This is a genomic window from Ruegeria sp. BE1 (assembly GCF_056538885.1).
In genome coordinates, this window is record NZ_JBQFTY010000006.1 from 82,215 (window position 1) to 105,605 (window position 23,391).

Annotated in this window: 25 protein-coding genes; 12 read left to right on the forward strand and 13 right to left on the reverse strand. The window is 59.2% G+C overall.

Annotation, left to right across the window (positions count from 1 at the left end; genetic code table 11):
• Window positions 1–7 precede the first annotated feature (7 nt).
• The 9 genes from ACR0J5_RS16790 (at window position 8) to ACR0J5_RS16830 (ending at window position 8,400) form a co-directional block, all read left to right on the forward strand.
• Window positions 8–571 carry a NifU family protein gene (locus ACR0J5_RS16790; RefSeq protein WP_480655390.1) on the forward strand — a complete coding sequence of 188 codons (564 nt, stop codon included), beginning with the start codon at window positions 8–10 and terminating at the stop codon, window positions 569–571.
• Entirely contained in the window at window positions 561–1,145 is a 585-nt protein-coding gene (gene tsaB / locus ACR0J5_RS16795) for a tRNA (adenosine(37)-N6)-threonylcarbamoyltransferase complex dimerization subunit type 1 TsaB (protein WP_480655392.1), read from the forward strand. Before ACR0J5_RS16790 ends, tsaB begins: the two co-directional genes overlap by 11 nt.
• Complete coding sequence (locus ACR0J5_RS16800; protein WP_480655394.1) at window positions 1,142–1,555, forward strand: GNAT family N-acetyltransferase; 414 nt, start codon at window positions 1,142–1,144, stop codon at window positions 1,553–1,555. The genes tsaB and ACR0J5_RS16800 overlap by 4 nt, the downstream gene beginning before the upstream one ends.
• A 159-nt stretch (window positions 1,556–1,714) precedes the next feature.
• The gene (locus tag ACR0J5_RS16805; RefSeq protein WP_480655396.1) at window positions 1,715–2,713 is read left to right on the forward strand and encodes a BMP family lipoprotein; all 999 of its coding nucleotides are present in this window, start codon (window positions 1,715–1,717) and stop codon (window positions 2,711–2,713) included.
• Window positions 2,714–2,799: 86 nt separating this feature from the next.
• On the forward strand, window positions 2,800–4,329 hold the full coding sequence (locus ACR0J5_RS16810) for an ABC transporter ATP-binding protein (protein WP_480655398.1): 1,530 nt from the start codon (window positions 2,800–2,802) through the stop codon (window positions 4,327–4,329).
• Between the two features lie 3 nt (window positions 4,330–4,332).
• Window positions 4,333–5,427, forward strand: a complete 1,095-nt coding sequence (locus ACR0J5_RS16815; protein WP_480655400.1) for an ABC transporter permease — start codon at window positions 4,333–4,335, stop codon at window positions 5,425–5,427.
• Window positions 5,427–6,395, forward strand: a complete 969-nt coding sequence (locus ACR0J5_RS16820) for an ABC transporter permease (protein WP_480655721.1) — start codon at window positions 5,427–5,429, stop codon at window positions 6,393–6,395. The genes ACR0J5_RS16815 and ACR0J5_RS16820 overlap by 1 nt, the downstream gene beginning before the upstream one ends.
• A 314-nt stretch (window positions 6,396–6,709) precedes the next feature.
• Window positions 6,710–7,630 carry a sulfite exporter TauE/SafE family protein gene (locus ACR0J5_RS16825; protein ID WP_480655402.1) on the forward strand — a complete coding sequence of 307 codons (921 nt, stop codon included), beginning with the start codon at window positions 6,710–6,712 and terminating at the stop codon, window positions 7,628–7,630.
• A 2-nt stretch (window positions 7,631–7,632) separates the two neighbouring features.
• A complete protein-coding gene (locus ACR0J5_RS16830) occupies window positions 7,633–8,400 on the forward strand; it encodes a TIGR02186 family protein (protein ID WP_480655723.1) in 768 nt (255 codons plus the stop codon).
• Window positions 8,401–8,403: 3 nt separating this feature from the next.
• On the opposite strand, the gene ACR0J5_RS16835 is transcribed toward ACR0J5_RS16830, so the two are convergent.
• The 7 genes from ACR0J5_RS16835 to ACR0J5_RS16865 form a co-directional block, all read right to left on the reverse strand.
• Window positions 8,404–9,132 (reverse strand): SDR family oxidoreductase, encoded by a 729-nt coding sequence (locus ACR0J5_RS16835; protein WP_480655404.1) that lies wholly within the window; start codon window positions 9,130–9,132, stop codon window positions 8,404–8,406.
• Window positions 9,129–10,661 carry an ATP-dependent DNA helicase gene (locus ACR0J5_RS16840; RefSeq protein WP_480655406.1) on the reverse strand — a complete coding sequence of 511 codons (1,533 nt, stop codon included), beginning with the start codon at window positions 10,659–10,661 and terminating at the stop codon, window positions 9,129–9,131. Before ACR0J5_RS16840 ends, ACR0J5_RS16835 begins: the two co-directional genes overlap by 4 nt.
• 60 nt (window positions 10,662–10,721) lie before the next feature.
• A complete protein-coding gene (locus ACR0J5_RS16845) occupies window positions 10,722–11,360 on the reverse strand; it encodes an acyl-homoserine-lactone synthase (protein WP_480655408.1) in 639 nt (212 codons plus the stop codon).
• An 84-nt stretch (window positions 11,361–11,444) separates the two neighbouring features.
• The gene (locus tag ACR0J5_RS16850) at window positions 11,445–12,164 is read right to left on the reverse strand and encodes a helix-turn-helix transcriptional regulator (protein ID WP_480655409.1); all 720 of its coding nucleotides are present in this window, start codon (window positions 12,162–12,164) and stop codon (window positions 11,445–11,447) included.
• On the reverse strand, window positions 12,103–12,321 hold the full coding sequence (locus ACR0J5_RS16855) for a hypothetical protein (RefSeq protein WP_480655410.1): 219 nt from the start codon (window positions 12,319–12,321) through the stop codon (window positions 12,103–12,105). Before ACR0J5_RS16855 ends, ACR0J5_RS16850 begins: the two co-directional genes overlap by 62 nt.
• A gap of 207 nt (window positions 12,322–12,528) precedes the next feature.
• Window positions 12,529–13,815 carry a crotonyl-CoA carboxylase/reductase gene (gene ccrA, locus ACR0J5_RS16860; RefSeq protein ID WP_480655412.1) on the reverse strand — a complete coding sequence of 429 codons (1,287 nt, stop codon included), beginning with the start codon at window positions 13,813–13,815 and terminating at the stop codon, window positions 12,529–12,531.
• Between the two features lie 111 nt (window positions 13,816–13,926).
• Complete coding sequence (locus ACR0J5_RS16865) at window positions 13,927–15,315, reverse strand: 1-acyl-sn-glycerol-3-phosphate acyltransferase (RefSeq protein WP_480655414.1); 1,389 nt, start codon at window positions 15,313–15,315, stop codon at window positions 13,927–13,929.
• A 144-nt stretch (window positions 15,316–15,459) separates the two neighbouring features.
• Between ACR0J5_RS16865 and ACR0J5_RS16870 the strand changes: the two genes are divergently transcribed.
• The 3 genes from ACR0J5_RS16870 (at window position 15,460) to deoD (ending at window position 18,573) form a co-directional block, all read left to right on the forward strand.
• Window positions 15,460–17,427 carry a methylmalonyl-CoA mutase family protein gene (locus ACR0J5_RS16870; protein WP_480655416.1) on the forward strand — a complete coding sequence of 656 codons (1,968 nt, stop codon included), beginning with the start codon at window positions 15,460–15,462 and terminating at the stop codon, window positions 17,425–17,427.
• A 98-nt stretch (window positions 17,428–17,525) separates the two neighbouring features.
• Window positions 17,526–17,843 carry an H-NS histone family protein gene (locus tag ACR0J5_RS16875; RefSeq protein WP_480655418.1) on the forward strand — a complete coding sequence of 106 codons (318 nt, stop codon included), beginning with the start codon at window positions 17,526–17,528 and terminating at the stop codon, window positions 17,841–17,843.
• A gap of 16 nt (window positions 17,844–17,859) precedes the next feature.
• Window positions 17,860–18,573: a purine-nucleoside phosphorylase gene (gene deoD / locus ACR0J5_RS16880; protein WP_480655420.1), complete on the forward strand. Its 714-nt coding sequence runs from the start codon at window positions 17,860–17,862 to the stop codon at window positions 18,571–18,573.
• 253 nt (window positions 18,574–18,826) lie between these two features.
• Here the strand turns inward: deoD and ACR0J5_RS16885 are convergent, their stop codons facing one another.
• The 6 genes from ACR0J5_RS16885 to ACR0J5_RS16910 all read right to left on the reverse strand — a co-directional run bounded on the left by ACR0J5_RS16885 (window position 18,827) and on the right by ACR0J5_RS16910 (window position 23,378).
• On the reverse strand, window positions 18,827–18,976 hold the full coding sequence (locus ACR0J5_RS16885; RefSeq protein WP_480655422.1) for a hypothetical protein: 150 nt from the start codon (window positions 18,974–18,976) through the stop codon (window positions 18,827–18,829).
• Between the two features lie 134 nt (window positions 18,977–19,110).
• Window positions 19,111–19,890, reverse strand: coding sequence for a succinate dehydrogenase iron-sulfur subunit (locus ACR0J5_RS16890; RefSeq protein WP_480655424.1), 780 nt, complete (start codon window positions 19,888–19,890; stop codon window positions 19,111–19,113).
• A gap of 12 nt (window positions 19,891–19,902) precedes the next feature.
• On the reverse strand, window positions 19,903–21,711 hold the full coding sequence (sdhA, locus tag ACR0J5_RS16895) for a succinate dehydrogenase flavoprotein subunit (RefSeq protein ID WP_480655426.1): 1,809 nt from the start codon (window positions 21,709–21,711) through the stop codon (window positions 19,903–19,905).
• 25 nt (window positions 21,712–21,736) lie between these two features.
• Complete coding sequence (locus ACR0J5_RS16900; RefSeq protein WP_480655428.1) at window positions 21,737–22,108, reverse strand: succinate dehydrogenase, hydrophobic membrane anchor protein; 372 nt, start codon at window positions 22,106–22,108, stop codon at window positions 21,737–21,739.
• A gap of 10 nt (window positions 22,109–22,118) precedes the next feature.
• Window positions 22,119–22,502, reverse strand: coding sequence for a succinate dehydrogenase, cytochrome b556 subunit (gene sdhC / locus ACR0J5_RS16905; protein ID WP_480655430.1), 384 nt, complete (start codon window positions 22,500–22,502; stop codon window positions 22,119–22,121).
• Between the two features lie 213 nt (window positions 22,503–22,715).
• Complete coding sequence (locus ACR0J5_RS16910; protein ID WP_480655432.1) at window positions 22,716–23,378, reverse strand: DUF1194 domain-containing protein; 663 nt, start codon at window positions 23,376–23,378, stop codon at window positions 22,716–22,718.
• Window positions 23,379–23,391 lie beyond the last annotated feature (13 nt).

Sequence of the window (23,391 nt, forward strand, 5' to 3'; positions counted from 1 at the left end):
CCGCGCCATGTTCATCCAGACTGAATCCACGCCGAACCCTGCAACGCTGAAATTCCTGCCCGGCCAAACCGTGCTGGCCGCAGGCACAGCGGATTTTCCATCAGCCGAAGCTGGTGAGAAGTCACCTCTGGCAAAGCGGATTTTCGGGGTGAATGGCGTCACGGGAGTGTTCTTTGGCAATGACTTTGTCACTGTGACCAAATCGGATGACGTTCAGTGGGATCACATCAAACCGGCGATCCTTGGCGCAGTTATGGAACATTACCAGTCCGGCCAGCCGATCATGGCAGATGAGGCAAGCGCAGCGTCCGGCCATGCTGAACATACAGGCGAAAATGCTGAAATCGTGGACCAGATCAAGGATCTGCTGGACACGCGCGTGCGCCCGGCAGTGGCCCAGGATGGCGGTGACATCACGTTCCACGGGTTTGATCGCGGCGTTGTCTACCTGCACATGCAAGGCGCTTGTGCCGGGTGCCCTTCATCCTCGCTGACGCTGAAAATGGGGATCGAGAACCTGCTGCGCCACTACATTCCCGAAGTGACCGAGGTCCGCCCCGTTGCCGTCTGACCCGCTGATTCTGGCGTTTGACACATCGGCCGCGCATTGCGCGGCCGCTTTGTTGCGGGGTGACACGATTGTGGTGTCACGCAGCGAATCCATGACACGTGGGCAAGCCGAACGGTTGATGCCCTTGCTCGAAGAGGTGCTGGCCGAGGGCGACTGCACATGGCGCGACCTGACAGCAATCGGCGTGGGCATCGGGCCGGGAAATTTCACCGGCATCCGCATCTCGGTCTCAGCTGCCCGCGGACTGGCCCTTGGGCTTGGTATTCCGGCCGTGGGCGTATCCGGCTTTGACGCGCTGGCCGAGACCGGCGCGGGCCTGCCTGCAATCCGCGCCCCGCGTGATCAGGTCTATGTGGCGCAGCCCGGTCAGGGTCCAATGCTGATGGCGCTGGATCAGGCGGAAACGCTGGGGAATTTGCTGCTGAACGACGACTCCGAAGTTCAGGTCAGGGCCATCGCCCGCGTTGCCGCGCGCAATTGGCAGACCGTGACCACCGCCCCGGCCCCTCTCTATGTGCGTCCGGCGGATGCGGCCCCGCCCAAAGACCTGCCGCCTGTGTTGCTGGACGGATGAGCCCCGAGGACCTGGCCCAAACGCACGCGGCAGCCTTTACCCAATCGCGCCCATGGACGGCACAGGAATTCGCCGATCTGCTAGAGAATCGATTCACACATTTCGTCGGAACGGCTGATTCTTTTGCCCTGTTTCAGGTCATCGCGGATGAGGCGGAATTGCTGACAATCGCCACCCATCCCGATCATCAACGGCAAGGTCTGGCGTTGCGCTGCATGCAAAACTGGCATGCACAGGCGCGAATATTAGGCGCAACCCGCGCGTTTTTGGATGTTGCAGCCGACAATCAGCCCGCCATCGGCCTGTACGAACAGTGTGGATACAGCCCCTGCGGGCGTCGCAAAAGCTACTATCTACGCGAAAACAATCAGAAAATAGACGCCATTGTCATGGAATGCGGGCTGGCTTAGCCATCCCACTAAAGTTTTTTCGACCAATTGGTCAAAAATCAGTTGACCGCACCGGTTGCAAACGGCCTTAATTCCCGCCATCACAACGGATATGCTCGCTCACAGTGGGTAATCGGGGCTATCTTGGCCCCGACCGACAATAACCAACGGGAGTAACAAATGACCCTGATGAAATCCTTGATGGGCGCTGCCGCCGCCGTCGCTCTGACCGCAGGTGCAGCCATGGCCGAACCGGCCCTGATCTTTGACCTGGGTGGCAAGTTTGACAAATCGTTCAACGAAGCAGCCCATAACGGCGCGTCTCGCTGGGCCGAAGAAACCGGCGGCACCTATCGTGAGATCGAGATGCAGTCCGAAGCCCAGCGTGAGCAGGCCCTGCGCCGCTTTGCCGAGGCCGGTCTGAACCCCGTCATCACCATGGGTTTCGGCATGGCCGATCCGCTGTCCGCTGTTGCGCCTGACTATCCCGATACAACTTTTGTCGTGGTCGACGTCACGTGGCTGGACGCGCCGAACATCCGTCAGGTTGGTTTTGCTGAGCACGAAGGCTCGTATCTGGTGGGCATGATGGCCGCCATGGCGTCCGAGTCGGGCACCGTGGGCTTTATCGGCGGAATGGATGTTCCGCTGATCCGCCACTTTGGCTGTGGCTATGCGCAAGGCGCCAAAGCCGTGAACCCCGATATTGAGGTTGTTGCCAACATGACCGGCACCACCCCGGCGGCGTGGAACGATCCGGTGAAGGGCTCGGAACTGACCAAGGCGCAGATCAGCCAGGGCGCTGACGTGATCTATGCAGCCGCAGGCGGCACCGGTGTTGGCGTTCTGCAAACCGCTGCTGACGAGGGCATCCTGTCGATCGGCGTGGACAGCAACCAGAACCACCTGCACCCGGGCAAGGTTCTGACCTCGATGCTGAAACGCGTGGACGTGGCTGTGTACGAAGCCATGAAAGCGGGTGACAATGTTGAAACCGGCGTCTTCACCATGGGCCTGTCCGAAGATGGCGTTGGCTATGCGATGGACGAAAACAACGCGTCGCTGGTGTCGGACGACATGAAAGCCGCCGTTGACAAGGCCCGTCAGGACATCATCGACGGCAACGTCTCGGTGACCAGCTACTATGAGAACGACAGCTGCCCGGCACTGCAGTTCTGATCTTACGCGGGGCGGGGGTTTAACCTCCGCCCTGTCTCCACTCTGCCGCGAGCTGCGCGGCCCTTTCGGCAACCCAAGGACAAGACATGACCGTCCCCGCCATTGAGCTTAAGGGCATTTCCAAAGCCTTTGGGCCGGTTCAGGCCAACAAAGACATCTCCATCAGCGTCGCCCCCGGAACGATCCACGGGATCATTGGCGAAAACGGTGCGGGCAAATCCACGCTGATGAGCATCCTCTACGGTTTCTACAAGGCCGATAAGGGCGAGATCTGGATCAACGGGAAAAAGACCGAGATCCCAGACAGCCAGGCCGCGATTGCGGCGGGCATCGGCATGGTGTTCCAGCATTTCAAACTGGTTGAGAATTTCACCGTTCTGGAAAATATCGTGCTTGGTGCCGAAGACGGTGGCCTGCTGGCCCCGTCGCTGGCCAAGGCCCGAAAAGAACTGAAGGCGCTGGAAGAGGAATACGAGCTGTTCGTCGACCCCGACAAGCGCATCGACGAGATCGGCGTAGGCATGCAGCAGCGGGTGGAAATCCTGAAGGCGCTGTATCGCAAGGCCGAGATTCTGATTTTGGACGAACCCACCGGCGTGCTGACCCCCGCCGAGGCGGATCAGCTGTTCCGCATCCTCGACCGGCTGCGGTCCGAAGGGAAAACCATCATCGTGATCACGCATAAACTGCGCGAGATCATGGAAAACACCGACACCGTCTCGGTCATGCGCCGTGGTGAGATGACGGCCACCGTGAAAACGGCCGAGACCAACCCACAGGAGCTGGCCGAGTTGATGGTGGGCCGCAAGGTGCTGCTACAGGTCGACAAGGTGCCCGCAAAACCGGGGCAGCCCGTGCTTGAGGTGGAAAACCTGCGGGTCTTCGATTCAGCCGGTGTTGAACGTGTCAAAGGCATCGATCTGACTGTCCGCGCCGGTGAGATTGTTGGCATTGCCGGTGTTGCGGGCAACGGGCAGTCGGAATTGCTTGAGGTGCTGGGCGGGATGCGCCCCGGTCAGGGCGAGATTCGCCTGAACGGCACGCCACTTGCGCTGTCTGGTGCCGGATCAGACGGTCAGGCCCGGCGCGCGCGCGGCATCGCCCATGTGCCCGAAGACCGTCAGCGCGAGGGTCTGATCATGGACTTCCACGCGTGGGAGAACGTGGCCTTTGGCTATCACCGCGATCCGGCCTACAAGCGCGGCCTCTTCATGAACAACGCCGCCCTGCGCGCCGATACCGAGCGCAAGATTGAAAAGTTCGATGTGCGCCCGCCCAATGGCTGGCTGTCGGCCAAAAGCTTTTCGGGTGGCAATCAGCAAAAGATCGTCGTCGCGCGCGAGATTGAGCGGAACCCCGATCTGCTGCTGGTCGGCCAGCCGACCCGCGGCGTGGACATTGGCGCGATCGAGTTCATTCACAAACAGATCGTCGCCCTGCGCGATCAGGGCAAGGCGATCCTGCTGGTCTCGGTCGAGCTGGAAGAGATCTTCTCACTCTCCGACCGGATCGCGGTGATGTTTGACGGACATATCATGGGCGAGCGCCTGCCCCATGAGACAGATGAAAAAGAGCTGGGCCTGCTGATGGCCGGTGTTGCGGGAAAGGCCGCGTGAAGCATGGATAAAATGCCCAAATGGGCCGATGTCGTTCTGATCCCGCTGATCAGTCTGATCCTGGCCGCAATTCTCTCGGCGCTGGTGATCCTCGCCATTGGTGAAAACCCGTGGGACGCCCTCAAGACCATGGTCACGGGCGCGCTTGGGTCGACCTATGGCTGGGGCTATACGCTGTATTACGCAACCAATTTCATGTTCACCGGACTGGCCGTGGCCGTGGCCTTTCATGCCCGCCTGTTCAACATTGGCGGTGAAGGTCAGGCCATGTTGGGCGGGCTGGGCGTCGCCTTTGTCTGTCTTTACCTTCCCTGGCCGCATTGGAGCGTCGCCCTGCTGGCCGCTTGTGTGGGCTCGGCCCTGTTCGGGGCGGCCTGGGCTGCGATCCCGGCCTATCTTCAGGCCAAGCGCGGCAGCCATATCGTGATCACCACGATCATGTTCAACTTTATCGCGGCGGCCTTCCTGAACTACATGCTGGTCAATGTGATGCGCCCGCAGGGGTCGCAAGACCCCGCCACCGCGCGGTTCCCCGATGCGGTTCACCTGCCGACCTTCCAGTCGATGTTCTCGACCGCGGAAAACGTGATGTTCCGGGGCGCGCCTGCGAATATCTCATTCTTCGTTGCCATTCTGGCCTGTGTGGTCGTCTGGGCGCTGATCTGGCGCACGCGGCTGGGCTATGAAATCCGCGCCTATGGGCATTCCGAAACCGGGGCGGTTTATGCGGGGATTTCGCCCGTCCGCATCACCATCATCGCCATGCTGATCTCGGGCGCGCTGGCCGGGATGATGGCAATCAACAACGTGATGGGTGAGGCCGAGCGGCTGGTCCTGAACGCAACCGAGGGCGCCGGGTTCATCGGCATCGCCGTGGCCTTAATGGGTCGGTCGCATCCTTTTGGCGTGTTCCTGGCGGCGCTTTTGTTCGGCTTCCTCTATCAGGGCGGGGCCGAACTGGCCCTTTGGACGTCGATCCCGCGTGAGCTGATCGTGGTCATTCAGGCCCTTGTGATCCTGTTCACCGGTGCGCTGGACAACATGGTCCGCATGCCGCTTGAGAAACTGTTCCTGAGTGTTCGGAAGGGAGCACAATGATGGAACTTTACGTCACTCTCATTCAGGTTCTCGATTCCACAGTACGGCTGGCGGTGCCTTTGTTGCTGGCCTGTCTTGCGGGGCTTTATTCGGAACGGGCCGGGATCTTCGACATCGGGTTGGAAGGCAAAATGCTGATGGCTGCCTTCTTCTCGGCCGCAATCGCCGCCGTGACCGGATCGGTTTGGCTGGGCCTGCTTGCGGGCATTGGCGCTTCTCTGGTGCTGTCGGCGCTACACGGCGTGGCCTCGATCACCTTTCGGGGCAATCAGCTGATTTCCGGCGTCGCCATCAACTTTCTGGCCTCGGGCCTGACCGTTCTGATCGCGCAGAGCTGGTTTCAGCAAGGGGGCCGAACGCCGTCGCTGTTTGGCGGAGCCCGGTTTGAACCGATCGATTTCCCATTTGCCGATGCCATCAGCGGGGTGCCGATCATCGGCCCGATCTATGCTGAGCTTCTGTCAGGCCATTCCATACTGGTCTACGCGGCCTTTCTGATGGTGCCGCTGACATGGTGGGTTCTGTATCGCACAAGGTTCGGCCTGCGCCTGCGCGCGGTTGGTGAAAACCCGGCTGCCGTGGATACGGCAGGTGTGTCTGTCGTGGGCCTGCGCTTTGCCGCTGTTGCCATTTGTGGCGTCCTATGCGGGATCGCCGGGGCCTATCTGGCCACCGCGCTGCAAGCCGGTTTCGTCAAAGAAATGACCGCCGGGCGCGGGTTTATCGCGCTGGCGGCGCTGATCTTTGCAAAATGGCGGCCATGGCATGCGATGTGGGCCTGTCTGCTGTTTGGGCTGCTGCAAGCGGTTGCGTTGCGATTCCAGAACATCGATCTGGGCGGCGTGGTGATCCCGGTCCAGGTGATGGACGCCCTGCCCTATATCCTGACAGTGGTCATTCTGGCCGGATTCGTGGGCAAGGCCACCCCGCCACGCGCCGGTGGGGAACCCTATGTAAAGGAACGCTGACCGGTCCAGTTTTGACCGCGTGTCGGTCCAGTTCGCCGCAGTGCCGCATGCAGTGTTGATTTTGCATGCGGCAACCGCTCTAAAGAGGTATGAGTGTGTTTCCAGAAATAGCCGTGATTGCATCCGCTTTCACCCGGGTTTGGGAAACGCATACGCGCGCCTTACTCAAAGCGCGGTTTTTTCAGCCAAATCGGGCAATCCCTTGTCCGGTATTCGCCATGCGGCCTGTTCGCTGCATAAAGACCTCACCCCAATGGTATTTGTCAGCCCACACCAATCCGATTGGCACGCCTGACCGTACCCGGTAATTCAAAATGCAGATTTACCTTCCTATCGCCGAAGTCTCCGTCAACGCCTTTTTGCTTTTGGGGTTAGGCGGGATGGTCGGTATCCTGTCCGGCATGTTCGGTGTGGGCGGCGGGTTCCTGATGACGCCGCTGCTGTTTTTCATCGGCATCCCCCCTGCGGTTGCCGTTGCCACCGAAGCGAACCAGATCGTTGCCTCATCCTTTTCCGGTGTGCTGGCGCATTTCCGACGAAAGACCGTGGACCTGAAAATGGGGACGGTCCTGTTGGTCGGGGGCTTAACGGGGGCGGCTCTGGGTGTGGTGGTATTCAACTACCTCAAAAGCCTGGGTCAGGTCGATCTGCTGGTCACGCTGTGTTACGTCGTCTTCCTTGGCGTGGTCGGCAGCCTGATGTTTGTCGAAAGCCTGCGCGCCCTGCGTAAGGCCAAAAAAGGCGGCGGCGCACCGGCGAAACGCCGTCAGCGCGGTTGGATTCATGCGCTGCCCTTCAAAATGCGGTTTCGCACATCGGGCCTCTATATCTCGGTCATTCCGCCGATCATGGTGGGGCTGTGCGTCGGCGTTCTGTCCGCGATCATGGGGGTTGGCGGCGGCTTTATCATGGTGCCGGCAATGATCTATCTGCTGGGCATGCCGACCAAGGTTGTTGTCGGAACCTCGCTGTTTCAGATCATCTTCGTGACCGCCTTCACCACCATGCTGCACGCCACCACGAACTATACGGTCGACATCGTTCTGGCTGTTCTGCTGCTGGTCGGTGGCGTTGTGGGTGCGCAGATCGGAACGGTAATCGGCGCGCGGATGCCAGCCGAACAGCTGCGTGTCCTGCTGGCGGCCCTGGTTCTGGTCGTGTGCGGGAAACTGGCGCTGGACCTGCTGCTGGAACCGTCCGAGCTGTACTCGCTTGGCACCGCAGGGGGGCACTGATGATGCTAAAGCGCCTGCTCCTGCTGCTTGTCTTCTGCGTCACGCCAGCGCTGGCCCAGGAAGAAACCGTGGTACTTGGCCTCAGTCAGGACCGCGTGGCGATTACGGCCACATTTGACGGGTCCGAGATTCTGATTTTTGGAGCCGTCAAACGGGAAACCCCGATCCCATCGGGACCTCCGCTTGAGGTGATCGTGGCCGTTGCAGGCCCCTCTGGCCCTGTCACCGTGCGGCGCAAGGCACGTAGGCTGGGCATTTGGGTCAACACCGACAGCGTCTTGGTAGACCTTGCCCCCAGCTTTTACGCCGTTGCCACCAGCGCCCCTTTGACCGAAATCCTGTCAGACACCGAAGACCTGCGCTACCGGGTGTCCATCGAACGCGCGATCCGGTCGGTCGGGGCAGCAATGCACATCAAGGGCGCGCAGGACTTCGCGGATGCCGTTGTCCGTATCCGAGAGGCTGAGGGCCTGTATTCCATCCGTGAAAACACTGTTGCGGTGGACGAACAGACCCTGTTCAGAACATCCATCGACATGCCCGCAGACCTGACCGAGGGCGACTACGTGGCGCGTATCTACCTGACCCGCGGGCGCGAGGTTGTTTCCCAGTTCGAAACCACCATCGACGTGCGCAAGGTTGGGTTGGAACGGTTCCTCTACAACATGTCCCGCCAGCAACCTGTCTGGTACGGCCTGATGTCATTGGTCATCGCAATTGCGGCTGGTTGGGGCGCGTCGACTGCCTTCCGGTTGCTGCGCGAAAACTAACCCTTAGCCCCGACCAATATAGGGCATCGTCGTGGCCATCACGGTCATGAACTGCACATTGGCCTCGGGCGGCAATGTCGCCATATGCAACACCGAGCGCGCGGCGTCCTCAACCGCCATGGTCGGGTCGGGCGTTTGCCCAGCGGCGATGGTGTTTTCGACCAGCTCCTGCACCATGGGCGTGCGCGCATTCCCGATGTCGATCTGACCGCAGGCAATCCCAAACTCACGCCCATCCAGAGACAGGCTGCGGGTCAGGCCGGTAATCGCATGTTTCGTGGCCGAGTAATGCGCCGATTTTGGACGAGGTACATGCGCAGCGATTGAGCCATTGTTGATGATGCGCCCGCCCTGCGGGGATTGGTGGCGCATGATCCGAAACGCCTCACGCGCGCTTAGGAACATGCCATTCAGGTTCACGTTGACGCTTTGATACCAGTCCTCAAGCGTGATTTCGTCAATGGTGCCGCCGGGCGCGAAAATACCAGCGTTGTTGAACAGCACATCCAGCCGCCCGGTCTTGTCCTGAAACGCCGCGAACGCCGCCTGAACCGCCTGAGGGTCAGTCACATCCGCAACCAGCGGGATCGCTTTTTCGTGCCCCTCGGCCATTTGCTGCAGCTTGTCGGCGCTGCGGGCCAACAGGCCCACCGTCCAGCCCTCGGCCAGAAACAGTTCCGCCGTGGCCTTGCCAATGCCCGAGCTTGCCCCGGTTACGATGATCGTTGTCATATTTCTTCGGCCTCCAGGGTCAGCGATGCGGCGGGGACAGCGCGCAGGTCATCGACGCGCAGAGGGTGGGTGGGCTTGGCCAGTCGGTTGCGCACCACCCAGATCAGCCGCTCTTGCGCGCGGGTGATGGCCACATAGGCCAGCCGTTTCCACAGTGGCTGCCCAGCCTCGGTCCGGCCCATGCGGGCAGCGGCGTAGATGTCGGGGGCAAAGACCTGCACGGTGTCCCATTGGGACCCTTGCGCCTTGTGAATGGTCACCGCTGCACCGTGCAGGAACGTTGCCCCCATCCGCGCCGCATAGGGGATGAAGGGTTCTTCTTCGTCCGGTTTCTCGATCTTGACGATCGAGGCGGCGCTGACCTGCGGGTCTTCGGCGCCCATGACGTGCAGGCGCGAAAACCCCGGCTTGCGCCCCGGCCCCAGATAGATCACCTGCGCGCCTTTGATCAGCCCGCGCGCCTCAAGGTCCAGCCGTTTCTTGCGGTGCTTCAGCGGCAGCTCGATCCCGTCGCAGATCAGCGGCTCACCCTCAAGCAGTTCGGTATCCGGCGCGCCGTGCACATGGCGGAAGGCCTGGATCAGCCGGATGCGCGTGGCATTGCGCCAGACCAGAACCGGACTGCGGGCCATCAGGTCAACCTCAACCCTTTGGCCCCAGACCACGCGGTCGTCCTGACGGGCGGTTTGTTCGATCAGACGTTCGAAATCCTCGAACCCCATCTGCGGGTCGGCCAGCGCATGGGCAAGGTCCAGAATCGGATTGTCCGCATCCTGCCGGTGCACCCGGTGCAGGATCTGTTTGCGCGGCTCGGGCAACGCCTCGAACACCATGCTGCCCGACTGATTGACAGGGGCCAACTGCGCCGGGTCGCCAAACAGCAGAAGGGTCGGGAAAATCTCTTGCAGGTCCTCGAACTGCCGGTCGTCCAGCATCGAGGCTTCGTCCACGAACCCAATGTCCAAGGGCTCATCCCGGCGTTTCCAGCCGGTAATGAAGTCCGACCCCCTCAGTCCGGCGGCGGCCAATGCGCCCGGAATGGACTTGTTGTTCGCATAAAACGCCGCCGCCCGATCCAGGGCCTCGTCGGTCAGCCCTTCGATCTCGGGTCGTTCGTCATTGCCCGCCAGCCACTCGGCAATGCGTTCATATTCCGGGTCATAGACCGGAGTGTAGAGGATGCGGTGGATTGTCGTTGCCGGAACACCGCGCAGGCGCAACACGCTGGCGGCCTTGTTCGTGGGGGCCAGAATGGCAAGGCTGCGCTTTTCCTTGGCCTTGCGGCTTTCGAAATCGCCCGAAACGATTTGCACCCCGGTTTCGGCCAACGCCTTGTAAAGCTCGGCCAGCAAAAGGGTTTTGCCGGACCCCGCCTTGCCAATCACCGCCATAACGCCGGATTTCCCAGCGCCCGGCAGTTTCAAAAGGGCATCATCGTCCAGATCAACACCGGCCGAGCGCAGCATCTCGGCGATGCTGTCGTAGGCGGCAGCCTGGTCTTCGGAAAAGGTTACGGGAGGCGTCGTCATGGCGCGACCCTACAGGGCCGCGCCAGCTATCACCAGAGAGGGTTTTGGCTTTTCGACCGCTTACGCCGACAGGGCAAACCGATGCTGCCTGCCGGTGCCAAACGCGGTCTTGAACCACAGCCGGGACAGCTCGCGCTGGATGCCAGCGCGTTCGGCCACACGGTTGCAGTCATCTGCGGAATAGGGCCACAGACCCACCGAAATCTGGTCGCGACCTTGCCCCTGCGTGCCCAGCACCACAGGCGAAGACCCGATCAGGCGATAGATCCGAATCATGCGCGCATCAAATACGCCCGCAATATGGGTCAGACCGAACCCCTCCATCATCTCACCCCCGCTGAGCATGATGGCCCCCGCCGTATGCGGGCTGGCTGTGCGGGACAGGCAGAACCGCGTCACCTCCCAGATCAGCGGGCTGCAAATCGGCTCACCGCCCGTCAGATGGCCAAACACTTCGTTCACCATCACCGGGCCCGTGGTCGGCAAGACCCGCATCGAGCCGCCATGGCTGCCATCCTCTTCTTCCCAGATGACATAAAGCGGGTTCAGATCGTCGTATTTATCCCGCTCTTCCCCATCTTCATTGACGTACACGTCCCAACCCAACCGGGTTTTGAACTGATCGGCGCGGTCAAGGAACATGCCCTTGGCCAGATTCGGAAATCTATGCAGTTCATCAGCATATAAATAACGCAACATGACTTTTTTCCCCTTGTCGTCCTGTGCAGGAACGAAGGGGGTACAAAGTCATGGTTAATTTCCGGTTCTGAGAGCGTGCGCCCGTTAAACCACTATTAATCCCCGGCTAAGCGCCGTGGCGATGGCATGGGTGGTGTTCTGCGCCCCAAGCTTGGCACGGGCGCTTTCGATATAGACCCGCAATGTATGCTCGGAGATTGACAGCGAATGGGCGACCTGCGCGCGGCTATAGCCCAAGGCCAGCAAGGTCATCGCGTCCACCTCACGCGGCGACAGGTTGCGGGGGGCGTCGGGTTGCCGGTCTCGTTCAAACTCCAACGCTTTGCGATTGAAGTAATGGGCAATGAGGATCAACTCACGCCCGTGGCGTTCGATGAACCGATACCATGTTTCATCGTCGCATGAATGGTTCACGGTGAAGAGGGCAAACTGCCCATTGGGTCCACGGATCGGAATCGAATAGCCCTGGTTTCCGACCCCATGGCTCTGCGCGTCCTGCAAAAAAGCCTTGGCCACTTTGCTGGACCAATCCAGGGATTTCCAATCAACCGGATGAAACCGCTGAAAGCATCCCAGAATAACCGGGTCAATGCGGTGGTAATTCTTTTCGATATAGCGTTCCGCCCAGGCGTCGGGATAGGTTGTATACCCGTACTGATCCCCGGCACCATCAACCCAGTGATAGATCAGATGCTCGACCTTCAGCCTATCCCGCAGGCGGATGGCGACATTGCTAAGCTCTTCAAGCGTGCTGGTGTTTTCCAAGTCCTCGAGGACTTGGCCCATATCCAGTTTTATTCCCATCCGCCGGCGTCCGTACCTCGGTCTTTTTGGACGCAATCTCGGCGGCAGCGATCAGCTTGGTGTCATCCAGCTGCTCCGCAAGCGCGGTCAAACCGTTCTCAACAGCAAAGGCGTTGAGGTCCGACAACACGTCCAGTATCCAATCATTTTGCGCCATCAGCCTCTCCCCGAAACGGTTAACGAAGGGTTAACACAACCATAACATGTGTAAGGTTTTTTGGGCTATTCACTGGTTTCTACTCCCCAAAAAAAGGGAGTGATCTTTATGTAAGTCGTTACAATTAAAACACTTTACTCAAAACAGAAAACGCCCACGAACCGATTCCTCGATTCGCAGGCGTTGTTAATGTTTTTTTCATACCGCTCAACCGCGGGCGTCTAGAACCTCTTCCAGAGTCCGCATTCCGGTGCGCGGCGCCTGAACCAGAACAGACATGTTGCCCGGTTTATGCTCATTGCGCATCATTTTCATATGCGCTTCGGGCAGGTCCTGCCATGTGAACACCTCGGACATGCAGGGGTCCAACCTGCGCTCGACCATCAGCTGGTTTGCGGCCGATGCCTGTTTCAGGTGCGCAAAGTGTGATCCCTGCAGGCGCTTCTGGTGCATCCACATATAGCGCACATCGAAGGTCAGGTTATAGCCGGTGGTGCCGGCGCAGATCACAACCATACCGCCTTTTTTCACCACGAAGGTCGACACCGGGAAGGTGCTTTCGCCCGGGTGCTCAAACACCATGTCGACATTCACGCCTTTGCCGGTGATGTCCCAGATCGCCTTGCCGAATTTGCGGGCCTCTTTGAACCACTCGGCATATTCGGGTGTATTCACCGTGGGCAATTGGCCCCAGCAATTGAAGTCCTTGCGGTTCAGCACGCCCTTGGCGCCCAGCCCCATGACAAAGTCCCGCTTGCTTTCGTCCGAGATCACACCGATTGCATTTGCACCGGCCGTATTGATCAACTGGATCGCATACGAACCAAGACCGCCCGACGCACCCCAGACCAGAACGTTCTGACCGGGTTTCAGGTCATGCGGCTCGTGCCCGAACAGCATCCGATACGCAGTGGCCAGCGTCAGCGTATAGCAGGCGCTTTCTTCCCAGGTCAGATGTTTGGGGCGCGGCATAAGCTGCTGCGCCTGAACATTGGTGAACTGCGCAAAAGACCCGTCCGGCGTCTCATAACCCCAAATCCGCTGACTGTCGGAATACATCGGGTCGCCGCCGTTGCAGGCCTCGTCGTCACCGTCGTCCTGGTTGCAGTGGATGACAACCTCGTCCCCCACTTTCCAGCGTTTGACCTTTTCGCCAACGGCCCAAACGATGCCCGAGGCATCAGATCCCGCGATATGGAAAGGCTGACCATGACCGTCAAACGGGCTGATCGGTTTGCCCAGTGACGCCCAGACGCCATTATAATTCACACCCGCCGCCATCACCAGAACCAGCACTTCGTGGCTGTCCAGCTTAGGCACGTCAACCACTTCCAACTGCATGGCTGTGTCAGGCTCGCCGTGACGCTCCCGGCGAATCGCCCACGCGTACATTTTCTTTGGCACAAATCCCATCGGAGGGATTTCGCCCATTTCATAGAGGTCTTTTTCCGGTGCCTCGTAGGACGCAATGCCGCTTTCGGTGTCCAGAGCCATTTTGGCCTCCCTTAATCAAACTATTGCCGCGATGCAGAATCGCATGACCTAACCGTTGAGATATTGGTCATTGAGAAATAATGCAACATTATTCGGATAGTTTTTGTAATTTTATGACCCAGCGGATGCAGAAAAATCCTTTGCAAGCGCAGAAAGACTGCCATTTGCGTCCAGCGAAGCCGAGGCCGCGTAGTAGTTCAGCAGATCAAGCCGTTGACCTGACGAGGATATTTTTCCATCCGCGCGTGTCAGGATGCCGCGATCGACCAATTGTTGCAGGCCAGCCTCGATCATGGGGCGGTCCACAGGCTCGGACGCTCCGTCGCGTCGCAAAAGCTGATCAATCCACTCAATGGCATCGCTTTCGGCAACCTCTCCCTTTTCGCGCACGAGCCAACAGGCGACGGGGATCGGGGCCAGCGGAAGCGCCACGCCGATACCGGCCATCAAGTCCCGCGCCAGATCGGTCATCAGGTTTTCTTCGTGATCGATCCGGAATTCCCGCAGGGATACAGGACGCCCATAGCGAACCGAGGCCACACCAAAGCGCTGGTACCGGCCTACCAGCCGACGCCCGATCTGTTTCAGAATCCACCAAGTGATCACCCCGATACGGGCGCGGAACCGGCGCTCATTGCCCAGCGCAGCTTTGGTCAGGATCGTATCCTCAAGCACGCGGTCGTAATTCAGCGCCACCGGAACAAAGACCACATCCCGCCCATCCGGGCCCGTCGCATCGATCAGGTATTTCAGCAGCCCCAGTTTTGGCCTGCCCAGCGCGCCGGTCAGGCTTAGCCCACCTTCGGGAAAAATGGCCTGAGTCACCCCGGCCTCGGTCGCGTGGCGCACATAACATGCAAGGACCTGCCGGTATAACTCGCTGCCGGATTTGCGCCGGATAAAATATGCCCCCATGGCGCGGATCAAACGGCTCAGCGGCCAGACACGCGCCCACTCGCCCACCGCGTAGGACAGTGCCGATTGCTGCGCCGCCAGATAGGTGACTAGCACGTAGTCCATATTGCTGCGATGATTCATCACGAACACAACCGTCGCATCAGGGTCTATGTCTTTGACCGCCTGTTCGTCGACGTAACTAAGGCGCACGTTATAGAACGCATTGCTCAGCATCCGGGCCACCCGAATGGCGATGCTGAAATAGGCCACGGCGGAAAAAGACGGCACAATCTCGCGCGCGTAACGGCGCGCGGTTTCAAAGGCGACCGCTTCGGGCACCCGTTCTTCGCGGGCAAAATCCTGTACTGCGTGGCTGACCTGCGGGTCATAGATCAACCGTTGAATCATGTCGTGACGTTCCGCCAGCTTGAACGGTTGAATCGGGCGTTGCAGCCGCTTGTTCAAGCGTCTGACCGCCCTTTCAAGGCGGCGACGAAAGAACCAACGCACCGACGGAAATAGAAAATGCGAGGCCAACGTGACCGCGGCAAACACCAGGATCAGCAAAAAAAGCCAAAGCGGAAGTTCCACGGTCTGAGTCATGCGCACACCCTGCCAGCAAACGGAACGCCCCACAATCCGAAGAACACAAGATGCCGCGCCGCAGCGAATTGACACGGGATGAAAATTACGATTTAGAAGCATCGTGAGTAATTTTCTTACCCGATCGATACGTGAGGCCCCGCTATGACGCAGACGCAGAAAGATCGCCCCTGGCTCATCCGAACCTATGCCGGTCACTCCACCGCGAAGGCGTCGAACGCGCTGTATCGGGGGAATCTGGCCAAAGGGCAGACGGGACTCTCGGTGGCTTTCGACCTGCCGACCCAAACCGGCTATGACAGCGACCATACGCTGGCGCGCGGTGAGGTCGGCAAGGTGGGTGTGCCGATCAGCCATCTTGGCGACATGCGGGTTCTGTTCGACCAGATTCCGCTGGAGCAGATGAACACCTCGATGACGATCAACGCGACTGCGCCGTGGTTGCTGGCGCTCTATATCGCAGTGGCCGAGGAACAGGGCGCGGATGTCTCGAAACTGCAGGGCACGGTGCAGAACGACCTGATCAAGGAATACCTCAGCCGGGGCACCTATGTCTGTCCGCCAAAGCCCTCGCTGAAGATGATCGCGGATGTGGCCGAGTATTGCTATTCCAACGTGCCGAAATGGAACCCGATGAATGTGTGTTCCTATCACCTGCAAGAGGCGGGCGCGACACCGGAACAGGAACTGGCCTATGCGCTGGCCACCGCCATCGCCGTGCTGGACGAACTGCGCCCCCGCGTTCCCGCCGAAGATTTTCCGGCGCTTTGCGGTCGGATTTCGTTTTTCGTGAACGCAGGCATCCGGTTCGTCACCGAGATGTGCAAGATGCGCGCCTTTGTCGATTTGTGGGACGAGATCCTGCAAGACCGCTATGGCGTCGAAAACCCCAAGTTCCGCAGGTTCCGCTATGGGGTTCAGGTGAACTCCTTGGGTCTGACCGAGCAGCAGCCGGAAAACAACGTCTATCGTATCCTGATCGAGATGTTGGCCGTCACGCTGTCGAAAAAGGCGCGTGCCCGTGCGGTGCAATTGCCGGCCTGGAACGAAGCGCTTGGCCTGCCGCGCCCCTGGGATCAGCAATGGTCCATGCGGATGCAGCAGATTTTGGCCTATGAGACCGACCTGCTGGAATATGGCGATCTGTTCGATGGCAACCCCGCCGTGGACGCCAAGGTCGAAGAGTTGAAAGAGGGCGCGCGCGCTGAACTGGCAAATCTGGATGCGATGGGCGGTGCCGTGGCCTCGATCGAATACATGAAGTCCCGGCTTGTGGATTCGAACGCCGAACGTCTGAACCGGATTGAACGCAATGAAACCGTTGTGGTCGGTGTGAACAAATGGACCGAAGGCGAGCCCTCACCCCTGCAGACCGAAGATGGCGGCATCATGGTGGTCGATCCTGCGGTCGAGCAGGACCAGATCGCGCGCCTGAACGACTGGCGGGCCGAGCGTGATGACGCAGCCGTTGCCGCCGCGCTGGCCGCCTTGCGTAACGCGGCACAGACCGGCGCAAATGTGATGGAGCCCTCCATCGCCGCCGCCAAGGCGGGCGTCACCACCGGCGAATGGGCCGAGGAAATGCGCAAAGTCTACGGCACCTATCGTGGGCCAACCGGCGTGTCGGGCTCGGTCTCGAACAAGACCGAAGGGTTGGAGGATTTGCGCGCCTCAGTGGATGCGGTCAGCGACAAGCTGGGCCGCCGTCTGAAATTCCTGGTCGGCAAGCCCGGGCTGGACGGCCATTCCAACGGTGCCGAACAGATCGCCTTTCGCGCCCGCGATTGTGGCATGGACATCAGCTATGAGGGCATTCGCCTGACACCCGAAGAGATCGTCAGCGCAGCGATTGAGGACAAGGCCCATGTGATCGGCCTTTCGATTCTGTCCGGCAGTCATATCCCGCTGGTCGAGGACGTTATGGAAAGACTGCGCAGCGCGGGGTTGCACGACATCCCCGTCGTGGTCGGCGGGATTATTCCAGACGAAGATGCTGCAAAGCTGAAATCCATGGGGGTGTCGAAAATCTATACCCCCAAGAATTTTGAGCTGAATGCAATCATGGGCGATATCGTGACCCTGGCGGACCCGCAGAATATTGCCGCTGAATAGCGTCTGCTTTTCCGCAGCTCTATTGCCATTGGGATAAAGATCGATATTTACCGTTCTGGTAATGCATTGGGCAATTATCGGGATAGAGAGAAATCGAAATGGCAATCAACCTTGAAAACCTGTCGCGCAAAGAGCTTTTGGAATTGCGCGACAAGGTAGAAATTGCACTGAAAAGCGCAGAAAAACGCGAACGCAAAGAAGCGCTGAAAGCTGCCGAAAAAGCGGCGGCGGAATTTGGTTTTTCTCTCTCAGAACTGTCTGAGGACGCCGCAAAACCAATCAAGGGTGCAAAGTCGAAAGCCAAATACAAAAACCCGGCGGACCCAAACCAAACGTGGTCGGGCCGCGGACGCAAACCGCAATGGGTGCATGACGCCTTAAAGGCCGGTGCGGAAATTACCGATTTGGAAATCTGACGGAATTGGACGCGAAATGACAATTCATATCGGAGCCGAAAAAGGCGAAATTGCTGAAACCGTTTTAATGCCGGGTGATCCATATCGGGCGAAATGGGCGGCTGAGACATTTCTAGAGAATGCCAAACTGGTCAACAATGTACGTGGCATGTTGGGCTATACCGGAACCTGGAAAGGCAATCCCGTCACCATTCAGGGCAGCGGTATGGGCATGCCATCCCTGTCGATTTACGCCAATGAGTTGATCCGCGATTTCGGCGCAAAAACCCTGATCCGTATCGGGTCCTGCGGGGGAATGCAGGACAGCGTCAAAATCCGCGACGTGATCTTGGCGATGACGTCGACAACGCTCAGCACGCCGTCTAGCGGCATCCTGAAAGAGCTGAACTTTGCCCCCTGCGCCGATTGGGGCCTGCTGCAAGCCGCCGCCAAGGCCGCCGAAGCCAAGGGCACGCCGACTCATGTGGGTGGCATCTATTCGTCGGACGTCTTCTATGATGAACGCCCCGATCTGAACGAACAGATGGTGCGGCACGGCATTCTGGGGGTCGAGATGGAAGCTGCCGAGCTGTACATTCTGGCCGCACGTCACAACTGCCGGGCTCTGGCCGTTCTGACCGTATCCGATCATCTGCTGACCGGTGAGGCATTGCCATCGTCGGAACGCGAAAGCAGCTTTGGCGACATGGTCGAGATTGCCCTGCAGGCCGCTTTTCCCGACGCCGCATAGACAACAACAGGGCAGGGAACACCTTGTTTACTGCCCTTTCAAACAGGCAGTGGGCGTATCCACGCCCTCTTGCTGCGCCCCACAATAGGCGCAAATCCAAACGCCTTCCTTACGATGCTGCCGCCATCGGCAATCACGCGTCAAAGTGGTCGTGTGTGACCGCCACACGAAATAGGCGAACACACCAGCAGCCAACAGGAGCAACAGAATGGGCATGCTTATGCATTGCCCAATCTCTGCGTAAATTCAAGCGTCAGGCGGCGTTTGCGTATTCGAACAGTTCAGGTTCGTGCTGCTCTTGGGAAACATAAACGGCCTCTGGCGTATAGTAGGCCCACGCCTGTTCCAACAAGGCCAGGGCTTCGGCTGCTTTGGTGTTCTTTTCTGAGTGGTTTTCTTGCATCGGAGCGATCCCGTTTCGGTTTTATCACTCCTCCCTGAACATAGGATAGACCTGAACAGGGGCGGTTACATTGCATGATTTTGCAATCTTGCCATGCACTTGCCGCAATACGGCAAGTGCAGTTTCTGCCGCGCTTAGACCGCGCGTTCGATCATCATCTTCTTGATCTCGGCAATCGCCTTGGCCGGGTTCAGCCCCTTGGGGCAGGTCTTGGCGCAGTTCATGATCGTGTGGCAGCGATACAGTTTGAACGGGTCTTCCAGCTCATCCAAACGCTCGCCTGTCGCTTCATCGCGGCTGTCAATGATCCAGCGATACGCATGCAGCAACGCGGCGGGCCCAAGATAGCGGTCGCCATTCCACCAATAGCTCGGGCACGAGGTCGAGCAGCTGGCGCACATCACGCATTCATACAGACCGTCCAGCTTCTTGCGGTCTTCGATGGACTGCTTCCATTCCCTTGCCGGGCGGTTGGTCTTGGTCTCCAGCCATGGCATGATCGATGCATGCTGCGCATAGAAATGGGTCAGGTCGGGGATCAGGTCTTTGACCACCGGCATATGCGGCAGCGGATAGATTTTCACGTCGCCCTTGATCTCATCCATGCCATAGATACAGGCCAGCGTGTTGATCCCGTCGATATTCATCGCGCAGGACCCGCAGATGCCTTCTCGGCAGGACCGGCGGAAGGTCAGGGTCGGATCAATCTCGTTCTTGATCTTGATCAGCGCGTCCAGAACCATCGGGCCGCAGCTGTCCATATCGACGAAATAAGTATCGAGCTGCGGGTTTTTTCCATCTTCCGGGTTCCAGCGGTAAATCTGGAATTTCCGCACATTTTTCGCGCCGTCCGGCTTGGGCCAGGTTTTGCCCGTCGTGATGCGCGAATTCTTGGGGAGGGTCAGTTGTACCATAAGTTCCTCTCCTTAGAACGTCCGCGCCTTGGGCGCGATTTTCTTGAGGCTGATGCCGCCTTCGGTTTCAGTCGTCAGCGGATCGGTGATGACCGGGCGATAGCTAAGCTCAACCTTGTTGCCTTCGACGCGGCTGACTGTGTGGACACGCCAGTTTTCGTCATCCCGTTCGGTGTAATCCTCATGCGCGTGGGCGCCGCGGGATTCCTTGCGCGCCTCGGCACCGACAATGGTGGCCAGAGCGCTTGGCATCAGGTTGGTCAGTTCCAGCGATTCCATCAGGTCGCTGTTCCAGACCAGCGAACGGTCTGTGACCTTCAGATCGTCCATCTTGGCTGCGATTGCGGTCATCTTCTCGACGCCTTCGGCCATGGTCTTGGCGGTCCGGAACACGGCCGCGTCTTCCTGCATCGTGCGCTGCATCTCAAGCCGCAGATCGGCGGTCGGGATTGTTCCGCTTGCGTTGCGCACTTCGTCGAAACGGTCAAATGCCTTGTCCACCGACGCCTGGTTCAGAACCGGGTTCGGCGCTTTCGCGTCAACAACTTCACCCGCCCGGATCGCAGCCGCGCGGCCAAAGACCACGAGATCGATCAGCGAGTTCGAGCCCAGCCGGTTCGCCCCATGAACCGAGGCGCAACCGGCCTCACCCACCGCCATCAGGCCAGGGACAACGGCAGTTGGGTTATCGGCGGTCGGGTTCAGAACCTCACCCCAATAGTTCGTCGGGATGCCGCCCATGTTATAGTGCACGGTCGGCAGAACCGGGATCGGTTCCTTGGTCACATCGACGCCTGCAAAGACGCGCGCTGATTCCGAGATGCCTGGCAGACGCTCGGCTAGCGCTTCGGCGGGCAGATGGCTGAGGTTCAGGTGGATGTGGTCGCCATTGTCGCCATGGCCGCGACCTTCGCGGATTTCCATGGTCATTGAACGCGAGACATAGTCACGGGGCGCGAGGTCCTTGTATTGGGGCGCATAGCGCTCCATAAACCGTTCACCTTCCGAGTTGGTCAGGTAACCACCCTCGCCCCGTGCACCCTCGGTGATCAGACAGCCCGAGCCGTAGATGCCGGTCGGGTGGAACTGAACGAACTCCATATCCTGCAAGGCCAGACCCGCGCGGGCCACCATGCCGCCACCATCGCCGGTACAGGTATGGGCCGACGTGGCCGAGAAATAGGCCCGACCGTAACCACCGGTCGCCAGCACCACCATCTTGGCGTTGAAGACGTGCATCGTACCGTCGTCCAGCTTCCAGCAGACGACGCCCTGACACTGGCCATCCTCGGACATGATCAGGTCTATGGCGAAGTATTCGATGTAGAACTCAGCGTTGTTCTTCAGCGACTGACCGTACAGCGTGTGCAGGATCGCGTGGCCGGTCCGGTCGGCGGCGGCACAGGTACGCTGCACGGCAGGGCCTTCGCCAAACTCGGTCGTGTGGCCGCCAAAGGGGCGCTGATAGATTTTGCCCTCTTCGGTCCGGCTGAAGGGCACACCATAGTGCTCCAGCTCATAAACCGCTTTGGGAGCTTCGCGTGCGAGGTATTCCATCGCATCGGTGTCACCCAGCCAGTCCGAGCCTTTGACGGTATCGTACATGTGCCATTGCCAGTGGTCGGGGCCCATGTTCGACAGGGACGCCGCGATGCCGCCCTGCGCCGCCACCGTGTGCGAACGGGTCGGGAAAACCTTGGTGACACAGGCCGTGCGCAGACCTTGTTCCGCCATACCCAGCGTTGCCCGCAGACCGGCACCACCTGCGCCTACGACAACGACGTCGTATTCGTGGGTTTCATATTCATATGCTGCTGTCATCGTTCTTAATCCTTACCGCGCTTTGTCACAGGGCCAGTTTGACCAGGGCGAACAGCCCGGCAGCCATCAGTGTGTAGCCAAGCGCATACACTGCCGCGATCGAGATTTTCTCCATCACACCATGAACGTAATCTTCGATTGCTTCCTGCGCTTCGTACATAAGCTGCAGCAACCCAACGACCAGCATCAGGGCTGTGACAATCGCCGGGAACGGACGGCTGAAATAGGCTATGACCTCGTCATAGCTGCCGCCAATGCCTGCACCAAAGGTGAAAATAAAGATCGGCACCAATACGGTCAGAACCATGGCCCGCACCATGACCTGCCAGTGGGTGTGTGTTCCGGATTTCCCTGCGCCCAGCCCCTGCGCGCGTTTGCGGTCTGTCAGATATCGCATCGTCGCCTCCTTAAACCGCAATCACGGTGATCAGGGTCAGGACAGTCGCGCCAACGAACATGCCCAGCCCCAGTTTCTCGGCGATTTTGACATCCAGGCAATAGCCGAAATCCCAGATGACGTGGCGCAAACGGCCCAGCGTGTGATACCACAAGCCCCAAGTCGCGGCGGTCAGGAGAAGGTCGCCGAACCAGCTGCGCAGGAAAGCATCGATCCCGCCAAAGGCGCTTTCGGATGTCGACGCGGCAAGCAGCCACCAGACGACCAGAATTGCAACAGCGAACACTCCGATCCCGCTGATACGCACCATGATCGAAGACAGAGACGTCATCTGCGGGCGGTAGATCATTATGTGTGGCGAGAGCGGGCGGTTGCCCCGATTGACATCGGCCATGTCGGCTCCTCTTTCGTTGGCTACCAGACGTTTTACCCGTTTTTGCCAATCTGTCACGTGCTGCATGCGCAAAAACACGTAAAACGAGTGCAAAACTGCAGAAATCCGGAATTTGTGATCACACAAAATGGCACTGTGATCACGAAACTAATTCTATGTAATCAATGTTAGCGTCTACATATCGCAGCCTTTGTGATCACGAATCTTAACCGCTCAGTCCAAAGAGGCTGATTGCTCCACAACTTCGCGCAGCAACTTCTTGCGGATACGCTCGGGGTAATCCGCAAAGCCCGCGGCCGAGACGACAAAGGCCCCTTCGCCCACAATCACGTTCTCAAAGAAATAGGCGGTCAGGTCCGGTTCGCTTTCTTCGATGGCGATGGCATTCACCGTCACACCATGCGTGCGCAAGAGACCATGTATCTCGGTCGGTTCAACCCCTTCATTCGATACGCCATCGCCCGAAATGTCGATCAGATGACGTTTGCAGTTGGACACGTCATCAAAGCTGGCCAGCGTCATCTCAAGCGCCTCACCAATCGCAGTTGAAAAGTTGCGCCAGACCCTTGGGTCTTCGGCGACCTGAACCGCGAAACGTTCCAGCGTGTCGAAACTGTCGATTCGGGTCCAGGGAATTGTCACCTTCTGGCGCGAGGCTCCGGTCCATTGCACCAACATCAACTGCGCCTGCCCGCGCACCAGCGCCTCGGACACCAGCGGGTCACGCAGACCTTCTGCCAAACCGTCCATTTGTATCCGGTATTCGGATGAGTCGACGGAACCCGAGACATCCACAGCCAGCGCCAACGCAAGATCACACGCCAGCGCAGGGGGCGTCAGCAACAGGCAAGCAGCGACTGAGCGAAACAGGACCATAGGCGCAACCTAG